Below are 20,805 nucleotides of genomic sequence, written 5' to 3' on the forward strand. Positions count from 1 at the left end.
TTACAAAATTGAACGTTTGTTTTGATAAAGATGTTAATTTAGTGTAGATAAGTATTAAAATGAAAAAACTCATATCTAAGAAAAAACCTTTTTTCCCTATTTCAGACACTCTAATGAAATACTTAATTGATTTCAATAGGTGGATGGAAATACCAATATCGTACGAAGACTTAATGCGATTTCAAGGAAGTGTTGTCGTTTATGATGATAATGATAATGACACTCTATGGACAAGAGTTTATTATTCTGAAAGTGAAATGAATGAAATTGATTACAATTTAAAAAAAATATACACAATCCTTCATTCAGATGGAAACGAATCAATAATAACATATTTAAATATTGATGCGATTGACTTTTGCACCTTTGGAAATTCGAAACCCTTTAGAGTAAAAGTTAGAAATATATTAAATGATAATTTCACCTATTTTTATATAAAAAAGACAGATTCTTCTAGAGCATTTGGTTTGGAAATTGAACATCTGTTATCTCCATATAACATAAATTTTCTTGTAAATAAATTTACATTAATTGAGGAACATATTGCGGGTATACCTGGCGATGTATTTATAAAAGATATGCTTTCAAAATGTTCAGAGGCTGAACAAGCACAAATAGCTAAGGAGTATGTTAAATTCAATGAAAGATGTATGGTTAGATTGTTGGGAGACATGAGATCATATAATTATGTGATTATTCCAATTCATGATTTTGATCAGGTAATCTATAAAATTAGAGCCATTGATTTTGATCAACAAAGCTTTGAGGGTAAGCTTTCAGTTTACAGACCTCAATTTTTCAAAGAAAACCAACCTTTAATTCAAATGATTCAAAAAAAATTAACACACGATTCAATTGATCAATATAAAATTGAGGAAAGATCTATTGTAGCAAAAAGGATAATTGATAACGAAAAAAAAATTAGCCAGCTATTAATTTCAATGAAGGAAAGTCCAATTACAACTATTGAAAATTTAAAACAATTAAAACTTGAAATTTATAACTTTACTAATGATAAAGCGTTTAAAAACAGCAATTCAATGGGAGATATTTTAGAGGCAGCATTGTTATTTATAAAAAGGAATTACAAAAACATTAAACCAATTTCTTTCTTAAGGAACTAATAAAATTGGTCTAAATCAAAATTATTTTCATCTTCTTCTTGTTTGTCTTCTTCACTTGAATCAAATTCTTGAAAATTTTTAATTGGTGGTGTCTTCGGGACTGTACCTTCAGAAAACACTAAATTTGGATATTCAGTATTTTTTTTTGGGCTTTTAGTTTCAACTACTTCTATGAAAAAAGTCCATAAAGCTAAAAAATCGTAAACATATAAAAGACGGCTATTTTCATCACTAAAAAGATTTTTTAGTTCCTCATTATTAAAATTTTTATCTAAACCAACATCAACCAAGGGCATCTCATCTCCCTGCTGCCAGTTTTCATTTGTTCTATAAAATGAAGCCATTTCTTTTCCAAGAAATCCATATGATTTAATAATCATATTGTGTAAATCTACTAATTTAGAATTTTCTGTGATTTCTATATCACGAATTACATCGTCATTAACATCTAAAATAGTCCGTATTCTTAATATCATTGATTGTAATTTTTTAATGTTACTTGAAATATTAAGTATAGCTGGAAGCTAAATATTAAAGTTGCCATAAATAAATGAATTGGTTGAGTAGTCATTGGAAAATTAAAATAGTACATTAAAATTCCAGTAAATATTTCTAAACCAATCAAACAAACTATTATTTTGAGAGACAACGGAATAAAGTTATATTTTTTAAATTCCGACCAAAGTAAAATATGCGTTATTAAAACTAAAATTGAAAAACTTCTATGAAAATAAAATTTCAAGGGAGCAAATTTAAGCCATAATTCCTTTTGAATGGGATATTCATTTATTTGAATATCTATAAACTGTCTTATTTGAGTTCCAGAAAAAATCTGGATTATTGTCAAGCCAAAGCCTAAAAATAATATATATATTATTTTTTTATTTTTTTCAAAAATAGATGAATTATGGTTTGTTTTATATAAAATAAAAACAAGTATGCCGATAATTACTAGAGCCATTAACATATGTAATGTTATTTTTAGAGGTAAAAGGTTTGAGTCTACAACTTCTTTCCCAAGCCAAGCTTGAAAACCCATTCCCATTACCACAAGGAAAGAACCTAAAACAATTAATTTATTTTTCCTCCAATAGGACAACGAAAAAAATAACATAAAAAGAGTAGCTATCCCAGCAATTGCTCCGATTAATCTATTTAGAAACTCAATCCAGGTATGGTAAGCGTTAAAAATTGAATAGTCGTGTTTTAAATATGGGGCCCAATTATTTATGTCATATTTTTCGCTAGAAATAAAATTTAATTTAGCAACTCTTAATGATTTATTTACAATTATCACTTCGTTAGTTTTGTAATAAAAGTTAGATTTCCAGTCTAATTGATCTCTATTGGTTGGGGGAATTAAATACCCAAAACATTTTGGCCAGTCAGGACAACCCATTCCACTCCCTGTCACCCTTACAGTTGCTCCTGCCGCAACTACAAGAAATATTAAAATTATTGAAGCCTTTAAAAAAAAAATAAATTTATTTTTCATTGTATTTTTAATCCTAATTTATTACCTGTTAACTTCATTAATTCAAAAGCAGCATTTTTTTCGTTTGGAATTTTACCTTCAAGAATAGATTCTTTGATTATTTCTTTAATTTCCCCGATTTCCTTACAGGGGTTTAGATTGAAATACTTCATAATAAATTGGCCATCAATAGGGGGTTGAAAATTTCTAATTTTATCTCTTTCTTCTACTTCAATAATTTTATTGGTGACTATTTCAAAATTCTTGTGATATTTTGAAAATTTCTTTTCATTTTTTGTTGTTATGTCAGCTTTACAAAGACTAATAAGATCTTCAATATGATTTCCAGCATCAAAAACCAAACGTCTAACAGCTGCATCTGTTGCTGTTTTGTTAGCTATAACAATTGGACGAGAGCTCATTAAAACTAATTTTTGAACATATTTCATTTTATCATTCAGAGGCATTTTCATTCTCTTAAACAACTTATAAACCATTTTCGATCCAACAAATTCGTGACCATGAAATGTCCATCCAATTTCTTTAACTAACTTTTTTGTTGGGGCCTTTCCAATGTCATGAAGAAGTGCTGCCCACCTGAGCCATAAATTATCTGTTGATTTGCAGATATTATCTAAAACTTCTAATGTGTGATAAAAATTGTCTTTGTGCTTGTGACCTTCTACTTCGTCAATTCCTTTTAGGTTTTCTATCTCAGGTAGTATGTTTTTTAACAATCCGGTTTTATCTAAAATCATGAACCCAATGGACGGTTTTTGTGAAGCAATTATTTTATTTATTTCCTCGATTATTCTTTCATTAGAAATAATTTCTATTCTATCTGCGTTTTGCATAATAGAATTCAATGTTTTTTCTTCAATCTTGAAATTTAACTGACAAGCAAACCTGATTGCCCTTAACATTCTTAGGGGATCATCACTAAATGTTTTGTTAGGTTCTAAAGGTGTCTTAAGTATTCCATTTTTTAAATCATTATATCCATCAAAAGGATCAAGAATCTCTCCATAATCAGATGAGTTCATACTTATGGCTAGTGCATTAATCGTAAAATCACGCCTCTTTTGGTCATCAGATAAACTTCCACTTTCTACCTTTGGATTCCTCGTTTCTAGAGAGTAAGATTCTTTTCTTGCACCAACAAATTCAATTTCTATTTCATTCCATTTGAACATAGCTGTACCATAGTTCTTGAATACTTTTACTTTACTTGCATTTGGAAGAACTTTTTGAGTGGCTTTAGCAATTTCAATTCCATTTCCAATAACTACAATATCAATGTCTTTATATAATGGTTTTTCTAGTAAAAAATCTCTAACAAACCCCCCTATAATGTATGTTTCAATGTCTGCTTTATCAACAACTTTTTTTAAAGTTTGAAAAAGCTCTGAGTCCAGTAGTTCATGTGTATTAAGCAACTTCATTTATTTACGAATAACCTGAAGCTTTCCATTTACACCCATTTTAAATATTCTGGATGGTAAGCTACATTTTTTTTCTTTAAACAAATTTACAACATGATCAACACCTTCCAAAATTGTAGATGTTATTTCCGAATATTTAAAAGGAGTTTTGTTCAAACTAATATTAGCTGAAGTCGAAACTATTGGTTTTCCAAATTCAGATATTAATTTTTGACAAAATTCATTTTGTGGAATTCTAAAGGCTAAGGAGTTATCTTCTGCAATTAAATTATGTGCAACACCTTGAGGGTTTTGGTAAACTATGGTTGTTGGGATGGGGTCGTTGATAATTTTTTCAATTCCATCAGGTAATTTTATTACATAATCCTTTAACATATTTAAATCTCTTATAAGACATATAAGAGCTTTCTCTGATTTCCTTTTTTTGATTTTAAATACTTTTTTTACCGCAATAACATTAGTGGCATCACATCCAATTCCCCAGACAGTATCTGTGGGATAAAGAATTATTCCTCCATTTTTTAATATTTCAACTGCTTTTTTGATTTCTAAAATCATTAAAAAAAATTTTTACAAAAATACAGTTTAATAGCTTGTTAGATACAAAACATTACTTTCTATTTATATTTGTTATAATTATGAAAGCTGCATTGATAATATCTACGTATAAGGAATCAAAAGCACTCAGTATTATTATTGACGCTGTTTCAAAACAGTTCCAATTACCAAATGAAATAATAATAGCAGAGGATAGTAATGATTTAGAAACATCTAATATTGTAAACTCATGGAAAAATAAAATTTCATCAAAATTAATTCATGTTTATCAAGAAGATAGAGGCTTTAGAAAGGCTTTAATTTTAAATAAGGCTATACAATTATCAGAATCAGACTATATAATACAGATCGATGGTGACTGTGTTCCTCACAAGTATTTCATTTATGATCATATCGCAAATGCTAAAAAGGGGTGTTATTTGTATGGAACCAGAGTTCATATTAAAAAAAGATATGTTTCAAGATTCTTAAGGAGTTATTTAAATAAAAATAAAAGTGTGTTTATTTCATTTTTTAGTCCAAGTATAAAAAAAAGGTTTAGGAAAATTAGAATCCCTTCCTTAAAATATTTCTATAAACCATCAAAAAAAATTTCCTCAAAGTTTAGAGGTTGTAATACATCTTTTTGGAAAAATGATTTTGTTGAAGTAAATGGCTATGATAATAATTTTATAGGCTGGGGTAGGGAAGACTCAGACTTGATGATTAGGATGCATAACAATCAAGTGATGGGTAAGAGGTTAAAATTTGCTGGAATTGTTTATCATCTTGATCATGATCAAAAAGATGAAGAAGGATTTTTAAAAAATGATAAAATTCAAATGAGATCTGTTTTAGATAAAATCACTAAAACAACAAATGGTTTATCTGAGTCGATCCATAAAATCTGATAACTCCAGTTTGAAAAAATCAAACTCAAATCCTTCGTATAAATCTTTAATTTCTTCATTATTTAATTTAAAACTTTTAAAATTTTTATTATAATTCATTATATGAACTCCAACTTCAATATCAGATGGTCTTATCCACCCACTAGGATCAATTTGAGGAGAAAATATTGAAAAACTTGGTAATTCTAAAGATTTTGCGATATTTATTGCTCCCCCTTCATTACCAATTATAGCGTCACACAAAGAGACAAGTGATATATAATCTCTTAGACTTTCAGGTGCATTATTTAAAGCTATTGATTTTAATGTATTGTTTTCTAATGAGTTAATCATTGATAATGCTTCTTCCTTTTGAGTAGGCATATAATTCAAAATTAGCTTAACATTATATTTTTCAACTAGATAATTTAAAACTTCAATCATCTTACTTGGTGGATAGGTCTTAGACTTTGAGCTTCCTAATAAACTAATCATAATTAGAGGAGATGTTATCTTTCCTAACTTTAAAGACGCAATTTTTTTTTCATTTTTAGTAATGTATACCTCAGGTTTGGTTATAAATTCAAAATCATCTTTGATTAATTGTTTCAATAAATTGATTCTATTTATAATTGTCAATTGTAAATCTAGATTAGATCTTTTTTTCTCTCTAATAACAGATTCAGTATAAACCCATTTCGAATACCATTTATAAAAACCAATTTTTATTTTAGCAGGAGTCATCCAGGTAATTAATAAACTCTCAGTTTTACCATAAGCATCTATTATAATATCATATTTTTTCTTTTTCTGATTTAATAGAAATTTAATTAATGACAGCTTATTATATTTAAAATAATCTTCAAAAACTATTATGTTATTTATATTCGGATTGTGAAGAAGTATTGGAACAGTATGAGTGTTTGCAACAAAATCAATTTTAGATAATGGATTCCATTTTTTTAAATTATCACACAAGAGACTACTAATTAAAACATCTCCTATCATTTTTTGTTGAACAACCAATATATTCATGGGTATAAAAGTACTTTTATTTAAAATAACTAATAAAATAAAACATCCTATATTTGAATTCATGTTAAATATTTCTGTTGTAATTGTTAATTATAGATGTTGGGATAAATTGAGTGTTTGCCTTCAGAGTTTAAAAACACAATCAGTAATGATTAATAAAGTAATAGTTGTTGATAATTTTTCAGATGATGGCGAGATTGAAAGTTTTTCAAAGAAATTCAATTGGGTTCAGTTTATAAAAGAAAAAATAAATGGTGGTTTTTCGTATGGATGTAATGTAGGTTCCAAATATGCAACTACAAAATGGATTCTATTTCTTAATCCAGATACTATAATTCCTAAAACATGTTTTGAGACGCTAATACCATATTGTGATATGAATCCAGACTATAGATTAATTTCAATAAATCAATTGGGAGATGACGGAAGTATATCATATCCATTCGGAGTCTTCCCTACAGTTTTAAATGTACTTTCTTTTATTAGAATTATTGAAAGAAATATTTTAAGACCTTCGCAATCAAAGAGGTTGATTTCTCAAAATAAAATTTCTTTTCCAGATTGGATCTCAGGTTCTTTTGTTTTAATTAGAAAAGTTGATTTTTTAAAAATTGGTGGGTGGGATGATAATTTTTGGATGTATTATGAAGATATAGATCTTTGTAAAAGAGCTAAAGTTAAAAAGATGAAATGTGTTCTTTTAAATCAATGGAATTGCACCCATAGTCATGGAGGTGCTTCTAGAAAGGATATTAAAACTAGTATTAAAACTAAATCAGAAGTAATAATATCTTCACATAAGTATATAGATAAGCATTTTAGTGGTTTAGGAAAAGCTATATCTCATCTTTTAATTTTCAAATCCTCACTTATAGAATTATTAATTTTTTCTATTTTTTCAAAAGTTAAAAGAGGGATGTTGTATGTTATGATTAGATACTGGGCCTATAAAGTACTAAATATCAAGTAGTTTACGCTGAAATATTATTCACTCTTAATGCGTCATTAAGTGATGTTTTTTTATCAGTACTTTCCTTTCTTTCACCAATAATTAGCGCGCATGGAACTTGAAACTTTCCAGCTTTAAATTTTTTTTCATAACTTCCTGGAATCACAACCGACCTTCTAGGAATTAATCCTTTTGATTCAATTGGGTTTTCACCAGTAACATTAATAATTTTTGTAGATCCAGTCAAGACAACATTGGCTCCTATTACTGCCTCTTTCTCGACTCTAACTCCCTCAACAATTATAGATCTAGATCCTATAAAAGCATCATCCTCAATAATTACTGGAGATGCTTGAACTGGCTCTAGAACTCCCCCTATACCGACACCACCACTAATATGAACATTTTTACCAATTTGAGCACAACTACCAACAGTTGCCCAGGTATCTATCATTGTCCCTTGATCAATATATGCCCCTATATTAGTGTAACTTGGCATAAGTATTGATCCATTAGCTATGAACGATCCATACCTAGCAATGGCATGAGGAACTACACGAATACCCCTTTTTAAGTAATTCTTTTTTAATGGAATCTTATCATGAAATTCAAATGGCCCTAACTCTATAGATTTCATTTCTTGAATAGGGAAATATAAAATAACTGCTTTTTTTATCCATTGATGGACTTCCCATTTTCCGTTAATTTTTTCAGCAATCCTAATTCTCCCGTTATCTAACTCGTTTATTATAAATCGTATTGCATCCTTAGTTTCTTTAGATTGCAATAGTGAACGATTTTCCCAAGCTTCTTCAATTAACATTTTCATATTTATTCTTTTAAACAAAAGTAACTAAACATGTATAATAGCTAATTAATATTAATATTCAAAAAATGTATATTTGTTAAAATTTATAAATGGGTTGTTTAGTTGCACTAGATTTTGGAGAAAAGAGGACAGGTATTGCTCATACTGATCCGTTTAAAATAATTGCAAGTGGTTTAATTACTTTATCTCCTAAGGAAACATTAGACTTTTTAGAACAATATGTTTTAAAAAACGATGTTGAAGCTATTATTGTTGGTCAGCCAAAGCAAAAGGATGGAACTTTTTCGAATATAGAGTCTTCAATATTAAAATTTATTATCAAACTTCAAATCAGGATAACTAATGTTAGGATCATCAGATATGATGAGAGATTCACTTCAAAAATAGCAAGTCAGGTAATAATTGATTCTGGAATTAAAAAGAGTAAAAGAAAAAATAAGTCACTCATTGATAAAATTAGCGCAACAATTATTTTACAATCGTATTTAGAATCTAATAAAATTTTAAAATGATCTTACCAATATTAGCATACGGAAATCCTGTATTAAAAAAAAAGGCTCGGGAAATATCTAGTGATTTTGTTTATCTAAAAGAATTTATTGAAAACATGTGGGAAACAATGTATAATGCGAATGGTGTTGGTTTAGCTGCTCCTCAAGTTGGTTCATCAATTCGTATTTTTATTATTGATACTTCACCTTTTGCTGATTCTAAAAACATGAATAATGACGAATTTGAAATAGTAAATTCATTTAAAAAAGTTTTTATTAATCCTGTCATAATTAAAGAGACTGGAAAGGAATGGGATTTCAATGAAGGATGTTTAAGTATTCCAGAAGTAAGAGCAGATATAAAACGTTCAGATACAATTTTTATAAAATATTTTGATGAACAATTTAATCAATGTGAAGATTCATTCAATGGAATTATTGCTAGAGTAATTCAACATGAATATGATCACATTGAGGGTGTTTTATTTACAGACAAACTTACCGTATTAAAAAGAAAATTATTGAAAGGTAAGCTGTTAAGTGTTAGTAAAGGAAAAATAAAAACTGACTACAAAATGAAATTTTCCAAAATATTAAAAAATAGATAATATGAAATTAGATGAAATTATCGCTATTTCTTCACGTCCAGGACTATTTAAAATATTATCAAAGACACGCTCTGGTTTTATTGCTCAATCTTTATTTGATGATGTTAAAATATCAACAAAAATAAACGATCAGATTAGTATTCTAGATGAGATAAATATTTTTGGAATTAATGAAGAAAAGCCATTAAACGAAATATTTAAATTCATTTTTGAAAAAGAAAATGGTTTTCCAGTTACTAAAATGCATAAAGCTTCAAAAGAAAATTTAATGAGTTATTTTTCTTCAGTTTACGAAAATTATGATGTCCATAAAGTATATGCAAACGATGTAAAGAAAATTATTAGTTGGTATAATATTCTCCATGAAAAAGGTTTTTTTGATAATTAATTTTAAATAAATGAATTCTCGTAAAAAAAAATTAGAGTTAATAGATAGTCTATTGACAATAATGGATGAATTGAGAGAAAAATGTCCATGGGATAAAAAACAAACAATAGAATCTCTAAGGTCTCTCACAATTGAAGAAACATATGAGTTATCTGATGCAATTCTAAAAAAAGATTTTAATGAAATAAAGTCAGAATTGGGAGACTTGTTACTTCATATATTGTTTTATTCAAAAATTGCATCTGAAAACAATGACTTTGATTTTGGAGATGTTGCTAAATCTATCTCAGAAAAATTAATTTATCGTCACCCTCACATCTATGAAGAAATTAAAGTTCAAGATGATAATCAAGTGAAACGTAATTGGGAATTGCTAAAGCTTAAAAGTGGTAAAAAAAGTGTTTTTTCTGGAATTCCTTCTAGTCTCCCGGAAATAATAAAATCTCAACGTATCCAAGATAAAGCTGCTGGAGTAGGTTTTAAATGGAAAAACATTAATGAAGCATGGAATAAGTTTAAGGAAGAAGAAAAGGAACTTATTGAAGCTATAAATATTAATGATAAAGCATCTACTGAAGAAGAGTTTGGGGACCTATTTTTTTCTTTGATTAATTATGCTAGATTTCTTGATATAGATCCTGATATTGCCTTGTATAAAACAAACAAAAAATTTATTGGTAGATTTCAAAAAATGGAAAAATTAATTAAGTCAGAAAACAATTCAATTGAGTCTATGAGCTCTGAGGATTTAATTATCTTATGGAATAAATTAAAATAGAATCTCTAGGTCTTTTCTCTTTCAGTATTATTTTTTTCCAGCTCGTCTGATATGTCTTTAGAAGAATTAATTATTTTATTACGAAATGATTTTAATTTATTTATTCTTTCTTTTGAAGATAACAACTTACCAGTTAATAAATTTAATTTCTTAGTGACTTCTATGAGAAGAGGGCTCTCTGAGCTGGATTTACTAAAAAAATCAAGATTATTTTCAAGTTGAGTAATCTCTGTTTGAAGTTCATTTATTAATTTTTTATAATAATCAATTTTAACATGAAGCTCCTCTAAATTGTTTCTTAAAACAATTAATTCAATTTCAAATTTAATATTTGACTTGTCACTTGTCACTTTAGGATTAAGTGTAATTGATTCATGACCGGATTTAATAAATAAATTACTAATTTCGATTTGCAACTTATTATTTAAAGTTCCTTTATTTTCGATATCATTCCAATAATTAGATAATTTCTCAATAGTATTAAATTTAGTTTTCTTTATTTTACTTATTAACTCTTTTTTTTGATTATAAATAAGTTCCTCATCTTCATTTAATTTTAGATAACCAGATTTTAATCTTTTAAAATATAGATTTGTTTCCTTTTGAAATTCAGATCTAAATTTCTTTAATAGATTTCTTGGAACAAAACCGAGTTTATTAAAATCAGTTTGAATCGATTTCATTCTAGTTACAAATTTACTCCAATCATCTTTTTTATTAATACTCTTTACCTCATCTAAAAGACTTTTGTAATTTTTAATAGTTTCATTCTGGATATTTTTTTGATTTTTATAAAAAATATTTTTTTTCAAGTTATAAGTTCTTCCCAACTCACGATATAACTCCCAATTTTTCTTATTTTCTTCTTTTGGAGTTGCTCCAATAGATTTGAAGCTCTCTCTTAGATCATTAAATTCTATTATAGATAATTGCCATTCTTTGTGATTTGATGGCTCAGGATCGGTTAATTTATTAATTTTTGTAAGTATTGAATTTTTTCTTTCAAGATTAATTTTTTGATTTTCATCTAAATTTTTTTGAAATTTTTGTTTATTTAAATGAACTAATTTAGAAGCTGTTTGAAACCTTTTCCATAAATCTTCTCTTTTATCAGGAGATACTGGGCCAAGTTCATTTTTCCACAAATCATGGAGAATATTTAATTCTCTTCCTGCTTTAACAATATTTGTTGTTTTAACAAGCTCTTCAGCTTTTTCAATAATTTTAATCTTCTCTTTATAATTATGTTCAAAGTCTATGTTTCTAAGTTCTCTGTTTATATGAAGAAAATCGTAGAATCTTTCTACGTGATGTTTGTAATTTTCCCATAAATCATTCGAATCTATTCTTAAAGAGTACCCGATATTATGCCAGTTTTTTTGAAGAGATTTAAATTCTTTATATATGGTGTTAATAGATTTTTCCGATCCAATTAGTTCTTTTATCTGGTTAATTATATTCCTTTTTAGCGCGCTATTTATTTTTTTTTTATTTTCAATTTCTTTGAAATAAGAACGTTTTATTTTTCTATATTCAAATTTTATTTTATTGAATTCTTCTTTTTCTTTTGACACATGGTTAAAGTCGATTTCATTACCCCCTTTGGATAAGAACCTTTCTCTTTCTTTTTTTAAATCATTAATAAATTCTTTTTCTAATTCATCAACTATTTCATCAATTTCCTTTTTATAGATATTCCATTTAGGATCTCTTATCTTTTTATCTATTAAATTGATTTTATCAACCTTAGTTTTCTTTATTTTTTTATTAACTTTTATTTCTGTTTTTACAATTTTATTAGGCGAAAATTCAGGAATATTATTTTCTTTTTCCTTGACTTTATATAGTAATGAAATTAATTCTGCTTTTTTATATCTGGACACACCTGCAATACCTCTTTTTTTAGCTATTGCTTTTAGTTCAATTACGGTGATAGTTGAAATATCCATAGTATTATTTTTATTTCTTATTTATTAACTAGCTATAGAAGTTATTTTGTTTAAAATTTACAAAAAAAAAATCATATTATCGACGTTTCCCAAAGTTTCCAAGAAGCTTCTGCTTGTTGAATCAACATGAGGTATCCATTTGAAACTTTTGCCCCATTTTTAATTCCTTTTTTCATAAATTCCGTCTTTTTGGGATTATAAATCAAATCGATTAAATAATTTTTAGAACTAAGGTTTTCATAAGGAATTTTGGGATAAAATTCAATTTTTGGAAACGTCCCTAAAGGAGTACAATTAATTATTATTGGATATTCATTTATTAACTTTTCGTTTAAATCAATATATTTTATTTGATCTTTATTGGGGTTACGAGATACGACAATAAATGCTATATCACTATTTTTTAAAACAAATTGAATTGCTTTTGATGCTCCTCCTGATCCTAAAATAATTGCTTTTTTCAGTAAAGGTTTAATAAATGCTTTCATAGCATTTTCAAATCCAATAACATCAGTGTTATCTCCAATTTTTTTTTTATTTCTAAATATTATAGTGTTAACAGCTCCAATTTTACTCGCACGAGTGGTCAATTCATCTAAATAGGGTATAATCTTTTCTTTATATGGAATTGTCACGTTGAGACCTGATAAGTTATCTATTTTAAATACATTTACAACATCTGAAATATTTTCTAAATCAAAATTTTCATAGCTATAAGATTTATATTTATTATCTAAAAATTTATTTTCAAAATATCTTTTAGAAAATGAATAGCTTATGTCTTTTCCAATAAGACCAAATTTTTTAAGTTTTAAATTTCCTTCCATAATTCTCCAAGATAATTATAAAACCAGCTCCAAAAACAATATACATTAACATTATTAAATTGTTACTATTAATTTCAGATGGTAAATAATAATTAATTTTACTATTTTGAGTGAGGTATCTCCATGGCCATATGCAAATTATAGATCCCGATACAAAGCCTATTATTAAAGATATTGTTTTTGAATAAAATTTTTTTAAAAAATAACTCAGAGTATTCACAAAAAAAATTAATCCTACGATTGATCCCAGAAAAAAGACAATCATAATCTTAATTAATCTAATCCTTTCTTTGTCATTTAAAAAAGATAAATCTCCAATCATTAAATCCTTAATCGAATAAAATAAAGCATTTACAGAATCAATAAGTAATAATTCGTAGTTACCTAAAAGTAATAAAATGAAGGATCCTGATAGTCCAGGTAGCGTCATTCCTGAGACGCTAACCATTCCACAAAAAAAAACAAAATACAGATTGTCATTTCCTTTAATTGGTTCAAATATCCCAATGCTCAAACCAACTATTAAACCTATTAAATAAAACATATAAGTATCAATTTTCCATTTTTTTACTAATGGAAAAACATAATATATTGAAGCTAATACCATTCCAAAAAAACTTGACCAAACATAATTTGGATAGCTGATTATCAGTTGCTCTAAAATTAAAGCCATACTGAAAAAACTTATAATACTTCCCCCAAAAAGATATATTAAAAATTCACCATTAACATAACTATAGAAGCTTCTCAACCTTCCGGTTAACAAAAGTTTTAAAGATATAATATTGATTTTTTTAAGGGAGAAAATTAGTTCAGTATAAAACCCCGATATTAAAGCCACTATTCCACCTGACACCCCTGGAACTTTGTTCACAGCCCCCATTGCAAAACCTTTTACAAATAATAAAAATTTATCACTTTTAGTTCTTTTGCTTATCATTAATATTTTTTTTTTCAAAAAACTGAATTGTATTAATAAATAGTATACCAAAAATAAAAGAGAATATTGATAAAATCAAATGGTTTTCATCAGGATAATTCTGAGGTAAAATATTTTCTCCACCTTCTTTCCAAGGCCAAATTTTATGGATACTACCGAGCATTAGTCCAATCATGAAAACAAGTGTCACATCATAGTGCTTAACCAGTAGCCATTTGAAAAGTTTAGAAAAAATTAATAATCCAGAAATTATTCCACACCCAATTATAGTTGTTTTATAAAGTATTAGGTTAATGTTAGTGAAATCCTGTTTAATTAAGATATTTAATAGTGATTTTATGGTCGATATCACCTCAGAGTATGTTCCAAATAAAATCAACATATAGGCTCCTGATATACCGGGAAGAATCATTGCGCTTATAGCTATTAAGCATGAAAAAAACAAGTATAGCCCATTTAGTGAATCAGATTTTAAACTTGGACTTAATTGGTTAATTATGAATGAAAATAATAACCCTAAAACAAAATATAGTAATAAATTGACTTTGGGTTTTTTAACATTTTTATATATGAATATTACACTCGATAATATTATTCCTGAAAAAAACGCCCATAATGGAATTGAATGATTTTTTATAAGCCAATCAATTAGAAATGTAAATAACGAAACTCCTGTTATAATTCCTGAAAATAATTTCAAAAGGAAAATCCCATTTATCTCTTTCCAAAACGCTTTTATGCCATTATTTTTTAAAATAAATAGCGATGATATTGAGATTTTTGATAAACTAAAAATAAACTCATCATAAATCCCAAAAACAAGTGCAATTGTTCCGCCAGAAACACCTGGAACAAGGTCAGCAATACCCATAAAAACACCCTTAAATATTAAAGAAATTGATTTCATGTTTAGATATAGTATAACATTAAGTTAAAATAATTTAAAAGAATAGAATATATCTTTTAAATTATATTCCTAAACTCAGTATAAAGATCACTTTTAAATAATTCATTAATATCTGGAATGCTGATTTTGTTTAGATGCTTTTGTGCTATAATAGAGTTACCCAATTTAATTTCAATTATAGCTAATCTAAAAATGATATCTGAAGAATTTGGATATTTGATTAAAGCTTTTTTTATTATTTTTTTTGCTTGATTAAGCCTATATAATTTGATTAGACAGTCAAGAAAATTTATCCATGTCTCTTTATTACAATCTCCTAATTGAATTAGACTTTCGAAGTAAAAGGCAGCATCTGAAAAACTTTGTTTTTTAAACAAAATTTGAGATAATTTTTTTGTTATTTTAATGCTATCTCCGTTAGATTCGAGTGCCTTTATGGAATAATTAATAGCATTGCTATAATCTTTTTTAAGATCATAAAATTCTATCAATGAAATCCAACTATTTTCAAATGTTGGGTCAGTATTTATGGCTTTTTTGTGGTATTGAATTGATAAATCATAACTCCCCAAAGTATTATAGCAATTTGCAATTCTGTAAAATACAAATGCACTTTCTTCGTTAATTTCTAGAGCGATATGATAGTTTTCAATTGCTAAATTTAACTTTCCGGTTTTTTCTAAAATTTTACCTATTTCTATGTAGGCTCCTGTAAACTTATCATCGCTGATAACTGCAAATTCAAATGCAGAAATTGCTTCTTTAAACTTATTAAGACTGGTATATATTTTCCCTAGCTGATGCCAAGCAACTTCACAATATGGGTCTTTTTCTAAGATTGCATTTAAAGCATCTATTGCTCCAGGTGTATCATCCAATTGTTCAAAGGTATGAAGCAAATTATATAACGATTGATAATCTAGTGGATCTTCATCTAAGCACAATTGAAAATAATATTTTGCAGATCTAAAGTCTTCTAAAATTAAAAACTCCATTCCTAACAAACACCATATTTCGAGTTTATCTTCAGATAAACTAAGCGCTTTATTTAAAAATTTTATAGCCTCAAAATGATGTTTTGACTTTGAGGCTATTGTTGCCTTTTGTAAAAATATTTCTTCGTTTTGAGGTATTAGTTGTTCAGCGATTTCTATTATCTCTAAAGATTTCTTAAAATCTCCTTCGAATATAAAAATTTCACTTTTCAACAAAAGTAATTCACCATTCTCTGGATGTTGTTTCATTCCAATTTCAAGAGCTCTATCTGCAAGACTAAATTTTCCATCATCTATGTAGTGCTGGACAATAGTTTCAAAATCTTGTGCATCAAAAAACAAAAGTTTGTTAGTTTTGAGCATTGCTTCAAACTTATAAACAGGTGTTATAAAATCATCGTTATTTAAATTCAACATATCACAATAAAATCAAAATTCAAGTTATGTAACCTAAATGGATGTTTAATACTATGACTACTATTGTTTTTAACAAAATAGTTAACATTAAACTTTTATATAATTGTTTAAGATTTTTAAAATTATATCACAACCTAAGTTTATTTCTTTTTCACTAATATTGAGTGGAGGAGTTATCCTAACAGCTTTTTTTTCCCATAATAACCAAAATAATAATAGTCCTTCATCTAAAGATCTTAAAACTAGGGTGTTAGCGATAATTTTTTTATCAAAAATTATCGCTAGCATTAATCCTTTTCCATTAATTCTTTTTATTAGGGGGTGTATTAATCTTTTTCTAAATATCTTCTCTTTTTCACTAATTTTATCGATTAATTTTTCTTTGTAAATTGTATTTAATGTTGCTAATGCTGAAGTTGATACTACAGGATTACCTCCAAAAGTAGTAATATGTCCAAGCCTTGGTTTTTTTTCTAGTAATCTCATGATTTTTCTAGATGAACAAAAAGCACCAATCGGTAATCCACCTCCCATACCTTTGCCCATGACTAGTATATCAGGAGTTACATTAAAATGTTCAAAACCAAATAATTTACCTGTTCTCCCAAAACCAGGTTGAATTTCATCTAATATTAAAAGTGCACCAACGCTTTCACATTTTTTTTTAACTAATTTTAAATAATCGTCTTTTGGTAAAATAAATCCAGCACCGCCTTGAATGGTTTCCAATACTACAGCTGCGCTTTTTGAGGTAATGAGTTCTAAGTCTTCAACCTTATTAAACTGAATAAAACTAATGTTTGGAAGTAATGGTTCAAATCCCGCTTTTTGTTTTTCTACACCTAATAAACTCAGAGCACCATGTGTACTTCCATGATAAGAATTCTTTGCCGCAATAAACTCTTTTCTACCAGTTGCTTTTTTTGCAAGTTTTAAAGCTCCTTCAATTGCCTCAGTGCCAGAATTTGTAAGATAAATTACTTCTAAGTTATCAGGTAATTTATTAATTATCTTTTCACATAATTTAACTGCTGGTCTTTGAATATATTCTCCATAAACCATAACATGCATATATCTTCTAATTTGTTTTTCTATTTTTTTTATGACTGATGGATGCGAATGACCTAGTGGGTTGGAGGAAATGCCCGCAACAAAATCAAGATATTTTTTATTTGAATTGTCCCATATATACGAACCTTTTGCTTTCTTTATTTCCAATCCAATAGGATTAGAGGTTGTTTTAGCTTGATACTTTAAGAACTTATCTTTCATTTATTAAAATCTATTTCATAAAATAAAGCTTCAGGAACTAAAATTCCTTTGATTTTGGGAAGGGTTATATTTTTATCTTTTTCACTAAAAAGATCATTTTTATTCATAGGTTTTTCTCTATTTCTCCACACAAAACCTTTAAGTTTTCTTTCATTGTTATCAATTTCTTCCTCAGGAAAAACCTCTCCACTTGGATCAGTATGAAATGTAATATCAGAAATTTCGTTATTTACCATAACCATATCTAATGAGCTACAAATTGTTTTATCAATACCTATCAATTCATTATCTTCATCTGAATACAAATAATAAATCACCTGTGTGTTTTTTATTACTTCTATGTTATTTAATTGCCCATCAATAAAATCACCATTTAACAAACCTCCCTTTATTTGATTATACCCATCATTGCCAATGGTATCTTTTTCTATAATAAATGCATCTCCAACAATCTTAAGAGAGTCAAGTTTTTTTGAATTTAATTCAGATAAAAGAAAAATCTTATCACCAGTCATCTGACTATCACCAAACCATAATATTGGATTCCTTTTGTTCTTATCTTCCTCAGTAAATATTTGAATTTCTTTATCTGTTAATGGCCTTTTTATAAGTTCAATATCACCAGTTTGCTGATTCAAAAAAAGTGAGTCTGATCTACCTTTGATGTCAGTTTTAAAAAATCGAACATCATAATAGCCTCTTAATATTCTGTTTTCTTTTGGACCGGTTGCAACTAAAGTATCTGCATGAATAAAAAGTGAGTCATTTTCAATAATATTGAGAGCAACTGCTCTTTTTGTCATAACAGCAGAATCACTTGCTTTAAAAACTTCTCCGTAATGACCATAAATTATTGAGTTATTAATTGTATCCTTTATTGAAACTCGATTGGTTGCAGAGGCGTATTCTTTACTTTTCTCAAAGTACAAGCTGTCTCCCAAAATTTCTTTTCCATTATAATTTATCCTTCCATTTTTTTGAAAATCACCAGTCTCATTTTTCAAATCATAAAAACCCCTTTCACAATATATTGTATAGTCCTCACCAACAATATCTGTTGGACCATATAGGTATGCATTATCTAAATCAGTAAAATAATCCAGTCTTTCAGATTTAACATTATACTTTTTTGAAGTAATTTTTACATTAGAAATAAACCTGTATTTATTTTCATTCATAAACAAAAAACCTTTATTGCTTGTAAGAACGTTTGAACTATCAACTACTTTCCCAAAAGAATTATAGTAACCAATTTGTTTATTTCTATCTAAATAAAGTGTATCAGTTTCTAATGTTACATCAGGTCTTTTTAAAAAAACATTACCCCATGCTTTTGATTTTTTTAGATTTCCGTCATATTCTAAATTTGAGCAAGTCATTATTAGACTATCTCCTTGAGTAAAGATAATATTACCTTCTGCTGAAAAAAAGTTCGATTTATTATAAAAAATAGCCTTATCTGATATTATTAGTGCTCCATCATGATATAGGTTAACCCTAGAATCTTTTCCTTTTAACAATATGTTAGCTCCAGGATATAATAATTCATCTTGATTCGAACTTCCAGCTTTTCTAATTTCTATTATTTTAGAGTCTTGACCCATCATCACGACAGAGAATATAATATTAAAACAAAAAAAAAGGAATGCTCGATTCACAAGCCAGGATTAAAATATCAATTTATGAAAATAGTTTGTTTTCGGTCGGGTCCCACGGAAACAATTTTAATAGGAGTATCTAGCTCTTCTTCTAAAAACATGATGTATTCCTTAAAAGCGTCAGGAAAATATTTTTGATCAGTTATTTTTGTTAAATCCTCATCCCAACCACTTAATTCTTTATAGACTGGTTTTAAACCTTTAGCTCCAGAATCATATGGGAAAAATGATATCTTTTCACCGTCAGTCATTTCGTAAGAAATACATGCCTTAATATATTTAAAACCAGATAACACATCACCTTTCATCATCATCAATTGAGTTACTCCATTTATTTCAATAGAATATTTAAGAGCCACTAAATCAATCCAACCACATCTTCTTGCTCTTCCAGTTGTAGAGCCAAATTCTTTACCAATTTTAGCCATTTTTTTTCCACTTTCATCAAATAACTCAGTTGGAAAAGGACCACTTCCGACTCTAGTTGTATAAGCTTTGAAAATTCCAAAAACATCTTTTATTTTGTTAGGAGCTATACCAAGACCAGTGCACGCTCCTGCTGCAGTTGTATTTGAGGAAGTAACGTAAGGATATGTTCCAAAATCTATATCAAGCAATGACCCTTGTGCACCCTCAGCTAGTATTTTCTTACCTGACTTTTGGGCGCGATATATATATTCTTCACTATCAATTATTTGGCATGATTTAATAATTTCTAGAGACTCAAAAAACTCATCTTCCATTAATGTAAGGTCATAATCAATTCTACTATTGAAATAGTCTAACATTTTTATGTGTTTTTTTGAAAGTGATAAATATTTTTTTTTCCAATCTGTATGGAGAATATCACCAACTCTGATTCCGTTCCTTCCGGTTTTATCCATGTAAGTTGGACCAATTCCTTTCAGGGTTGAGCCAATTTTAGATTTACCTTTTGAAGCTTCAGAGGCTGCATCTAATAGTCTATGAGTCGGAAGTATTATGTGTGCTTTTTTAGAAATTAGGAGTTTGACACTGAAATCAATATTGTAGGGCTTTAAAGCCTCAATTTCTTTTTTAAATATAACAGGGTCTATTACTACCCCATTTCCAATAAGATTTATTGCCGTTGGGTGAAATATTCCTGATGGGATGGTGTGAAGGACATGTTTTATCCCGTTAAATTCAAGAGTATGACCGGCATTAGGGCCACCTTGAAATCGAGCAATTATGTCATAGGATTCTGTTAATACATCAACTATTTTACCTTTTCCCTCGTCTCCCCATTGAAGCCCGAGTAATAAATCAACTGCCAT

General features: G+C 27.7%; 21 protein-coding genes. 7 read left to right on the forward strand and 14 right to left on the reverse strand.

The features are described from left to right. The first annotated feature begins 53 nt into the window (after positions 1–53). The gene (locus AC3ATN_RS03510) at positions 54–1,124 is read left to right on the forward strand and encodes a hypothetical protein (RefSeq protein WP_487531896.1); all 1,071 of its coding nucleotides are present in this window, start codon (positions 54–56) and stop codon (positions 1,122–1,124) included. Here AC3ATN_RS03510 and AC3ATN_RS03515 read toward each other — a convergent pair. The 4 genes from AC3ATN_RS03515 to AC3ATN_RS03530 are packed head-to-tail and all read right to left on the reverse strand — an operon-like array spanning position 1,121 to position 4,598. Beyond that, a complete protein-coding gene (locus tag AC3ATN_RS03515; RefSeq protein WP_487531850.1) occupies positions 1,121–1,600 on the reverse strand; it encodes an IS1096 element passenger TnpR family protein in 480 nt (159 codons plus the stop codon). The two genes, AC3ATN_RS03510 and AC3ATN_RS03515, sit on opposite strands and share 4 nt — an antisense overlap. Continuing rightward, positions 1,597–2,619 (reverse strand): COX15/CtaA family protein, encoded by a 1,023-nt coding sequence (locus AC3ATN_RS03520; RefSeq protein ID WP_487531851.1) that lies wholly within the window; start codon positions 2,617–2,619, stop codon positions 1,597–1,599. The genes AC3ATN_RS03515 and AC3ATN_RS03520 overlap by 4 nt, the downstream gene beginning before the upstream one ends. After that, entirely contained in the window at positions 2,616–4,040 is a 1,425-nt protein-coding gene (locus tag AC3ATN_RS03525) for a CCA tRNA nucleotidyltransferase (protein ID WP_487531852.1), read from the reverse strand. Before AC3ATN_RS03525 ends, AC3ATN_RS03520 begins: the two co-directional genes overlap by 4 nt. Continuing rightward, positions 4,041–4,598, reverse strand: coding sequence for an L-threonylcarbamoyladenylate synthase (locus AC3ATN_RS03530; RefSeq protein WP_487531853.1), 558 nt, complete (start codon positions 4,596–4,598; stop codon positions 4,041–4,043). 80 nt (positions 4,599–4,678) lie between these two features. Here AC3ATN_RS03530 and AC3ATN_RS03535 point away from each other — a divergent pair, with 80 nt between their 5' ends. Next, positions 4,679–5,488 (forward strand): glycosyltransferase family 2 protein, encoded by an 810-nt coding sequence (locus AC3ATN_RS03535; RefSeq protein WP_487531854.1) that lies wholly within the window; start codon positions 4,679–4,681, stop codon positions 5,486–5,488. On the opposite strand, the gene AC3ATN_RS03540 is transcribed toward AC3ATN_RS03535, so the two are convergent. Continuing rightward, positions 5,462–6,565, reverse strand: a complete 1,104-nt coding sequence (locus AC3ATN_RS03540; RefSeq protein ID WP_487531855.1) for a glycosyltransferase family 9 protein — start codon at positions 6,563–6,565, stop codon at positions 5,462–5,464. The genes AC3ATN_RS03535 and AC3ATN_RS03540 overlap by 27 nt on opposite strands. On the opposite strand from AC3ATN_RS03540, the gene AC3ATN_RS03545 reads away from it, so the two are divergent. Then, complete coding sequence (locus tag AC3ATN_RS03545; protein ID WP_487531856.1) at positions 6,564–7,472, forward strand: glycosyltransferase family 2 protein; 909 nt, start codon at positions 6,564–6,566, stop codon at positions 7,470–7,472. The genes AC3ATN_RS03540 and AC3ATN_RS03545 overlap by 2 nt on opposite strands. A gap of 1 nt (position 7,473) precedes the next feature. Here AC3ATN_RS03545 and AC3ATN_RS03550 read toward each other — a convergent pair whose 3' ends face one another. Continuing rightward, on the reverse strand, positions 7,474–8,280 hold the full coding sequence (locus AC3ATN_RS03550) for a 2,3,4,5-tetrahydropyridine-2,6-dicarboxylate N-succinyltransferase (RefSeq protein WP_487531857.1): 807 nt from the start codon (positions 8,278–8,280) through the stop codon (positions 7,474–7,476). Between the two features lie 89 nt (positions 8,281–8,369). On the opposite strand from AC3ATN_RS03550, the gene ruvX reads away from it, so the two are divergent. The 4 genes from ruvX to mazG are packed head-to-tail and all read left to right on the forward strand — an operon-like array spanning position 8,370 to position 10,545. After that, positions 8,370–8,792, forward strand: a complete 423-nt coding sequence (gene ruvX, locus AC3ATN_RS03555) for a Holliday junction resolvase RuvX (RefSeq protein ID WP_487531858.1) — start codon at positions 8,370–8,372, stop codon at positions 8,790–8,792. Beyond that, the gene (def, locus tag AC3ATN_RS03560) at positions 8,789–9,379 is read left to right on the forward strand and encodes a peptide deformylase (RefSeq protein WP_487531859.1); all 591 of its coding nucleotides are present in this window, start codon (positions 8,789–8,791) and stop codon (positions 9,377–9,379) included. Before ruvX ends, def begins: the two co-directional genes overlap by 4 nt. Before the next feature lies 1 nt (position 9,380). Then, a complete protein-coding gene (locus AC3ATN_RS03565; protein ID WP_487531860.1) occupies positions 9,381–9,767 on the forward strand; it encodes a DUF5606 family protein in 387 nt (128 codons plus the stop codon). A 10-nt stretch (positions 9,768–9,777) separates the two neighbouring features. Next, positions 9,778–10,545, forward strand: a complete 768-nt coding sequence (gene mazG / locus AC3ATN_RS03570) for a nucleoside triphosphate pyrophosphohydrolase (RefSeq protein WP_487531861.1) — start codon at positions 9,778–9,780, stop codon at positions 10,543–10,545. A gap of 5 nt (positions 10,546–10,550) precedes the next feature. Here mazG and AC3ATN_RS03575 read toward each other — a convergent pair whose 3' ends face one another. From AC3ATN_RS03575 to AC3ATN_RS03610, 8 genes are all read right to left on the reverse strand, one after another. Further along, complete coding sequence (locus AC3ATN_RS03575; protein WP_487531862.1) at positions 10,551–12,494, reverse strand: DUF349 domain-containing protein; 1,944 nt, start codon at positions 12,492–12,494, stop codon at positions 10,551–10,553. Between the two features lie 71 nt (positions 12,495–12,565). Next, positions 12,566–13,321: a shikimate dehydrogenase family protein gene (locus tag AC3ATN_RS03580; protein WP_487531863.1), complete on the reverse strand. Its 756-nt coding sequence runs from the start codon at positions 13,319–13,321 to the stop codon at positions 12,566–12,568. After that, complete coding sequence (locus AC3ATN_RS03585; protein ID WP_487531864.1) at positions 13,299–14,261, reverse strand: DUF368 domain-containing protein; 963 nt, start codon at positions 14,259–14,261, stop codon at positions 13,299–13,301. Before AC3ATN_RS03585 ends, AC3ATN_RS03580 begins: the two co-directional genes overlap by 23 nt. Beyond that, complete coding sequence (locus AC3ATN_RS03590) at positions 14,242–15,168, reverse strand: DUF368 domain-containing protein (RefSeq protein ID WP_487531865.1); 927 nt, start codon at positions 15,166–15,168, stop codon at positions 14,242–14,244. The genes AC3ATN_RS03585 and AC3ATN_RS03590 overlap by 20 nt, the downstream gene beginning before the upstream one ends. A gap of 56 nt (positions 15,169–15,224) precedes the next feature. Beyond that, the gene (locus AC3ATN_RS03595; RefSeq protein WP_487531866.1) at positions 15,225–16,580 is read right to left on the reverse strand and encodes a tetratricopeptide repeat protein; all 1,356 of its coding nucleotides are present in this window, start codon (positions 16,578–16,580) and stop codon (positions 15,225–15,227) included. 87 nt (positions 16,581–16,667) lie between these two features. Beyond that, a complete protein-coding gene (locus tag AC3ATN_RS03600) occupies positions 16,668–17,852 on the reverse strand; it encodes an aspartate aminotransferase family protein (protein ID WP_487531867.1) in 1,185 nt (394 codons plus the stop codon). Beyond that, positions 17,849–19,510: an OstA-like protein gene (locus tag AC3ATN_RS03605; RefSeq protein ID WP_487531868.1), complete on the reverse strand. Its 1,662-nt coding sequence runs from the start codon at positions 19,508–19,510 to the stop codon at positions 17,849–17,851. The genes AC3ATN_RS03600 and AC3ATN_RS03605 overlap by 4 nt, the downstream gene beginning before the upstream one ends. A 17-nt stretch (positions 19,511–19,527) precedes the next feature. Continuing rightward, the gene (locus AC3ATN_RS03610; RefSeq protein ID WP_487531869.1) at positions 19,528–20,805 is read right to left on the reverse strand and encodes an adenylosuccinate synthase; all 1,278 of its coding nucleotides are present in this window, start codon (positions 20,803–20,805) and stop codon (positions 19,528–19,530) included.

It is taken from the genome of Candidatus Marivariicella sp. (genome assembly GCF_983056325.1).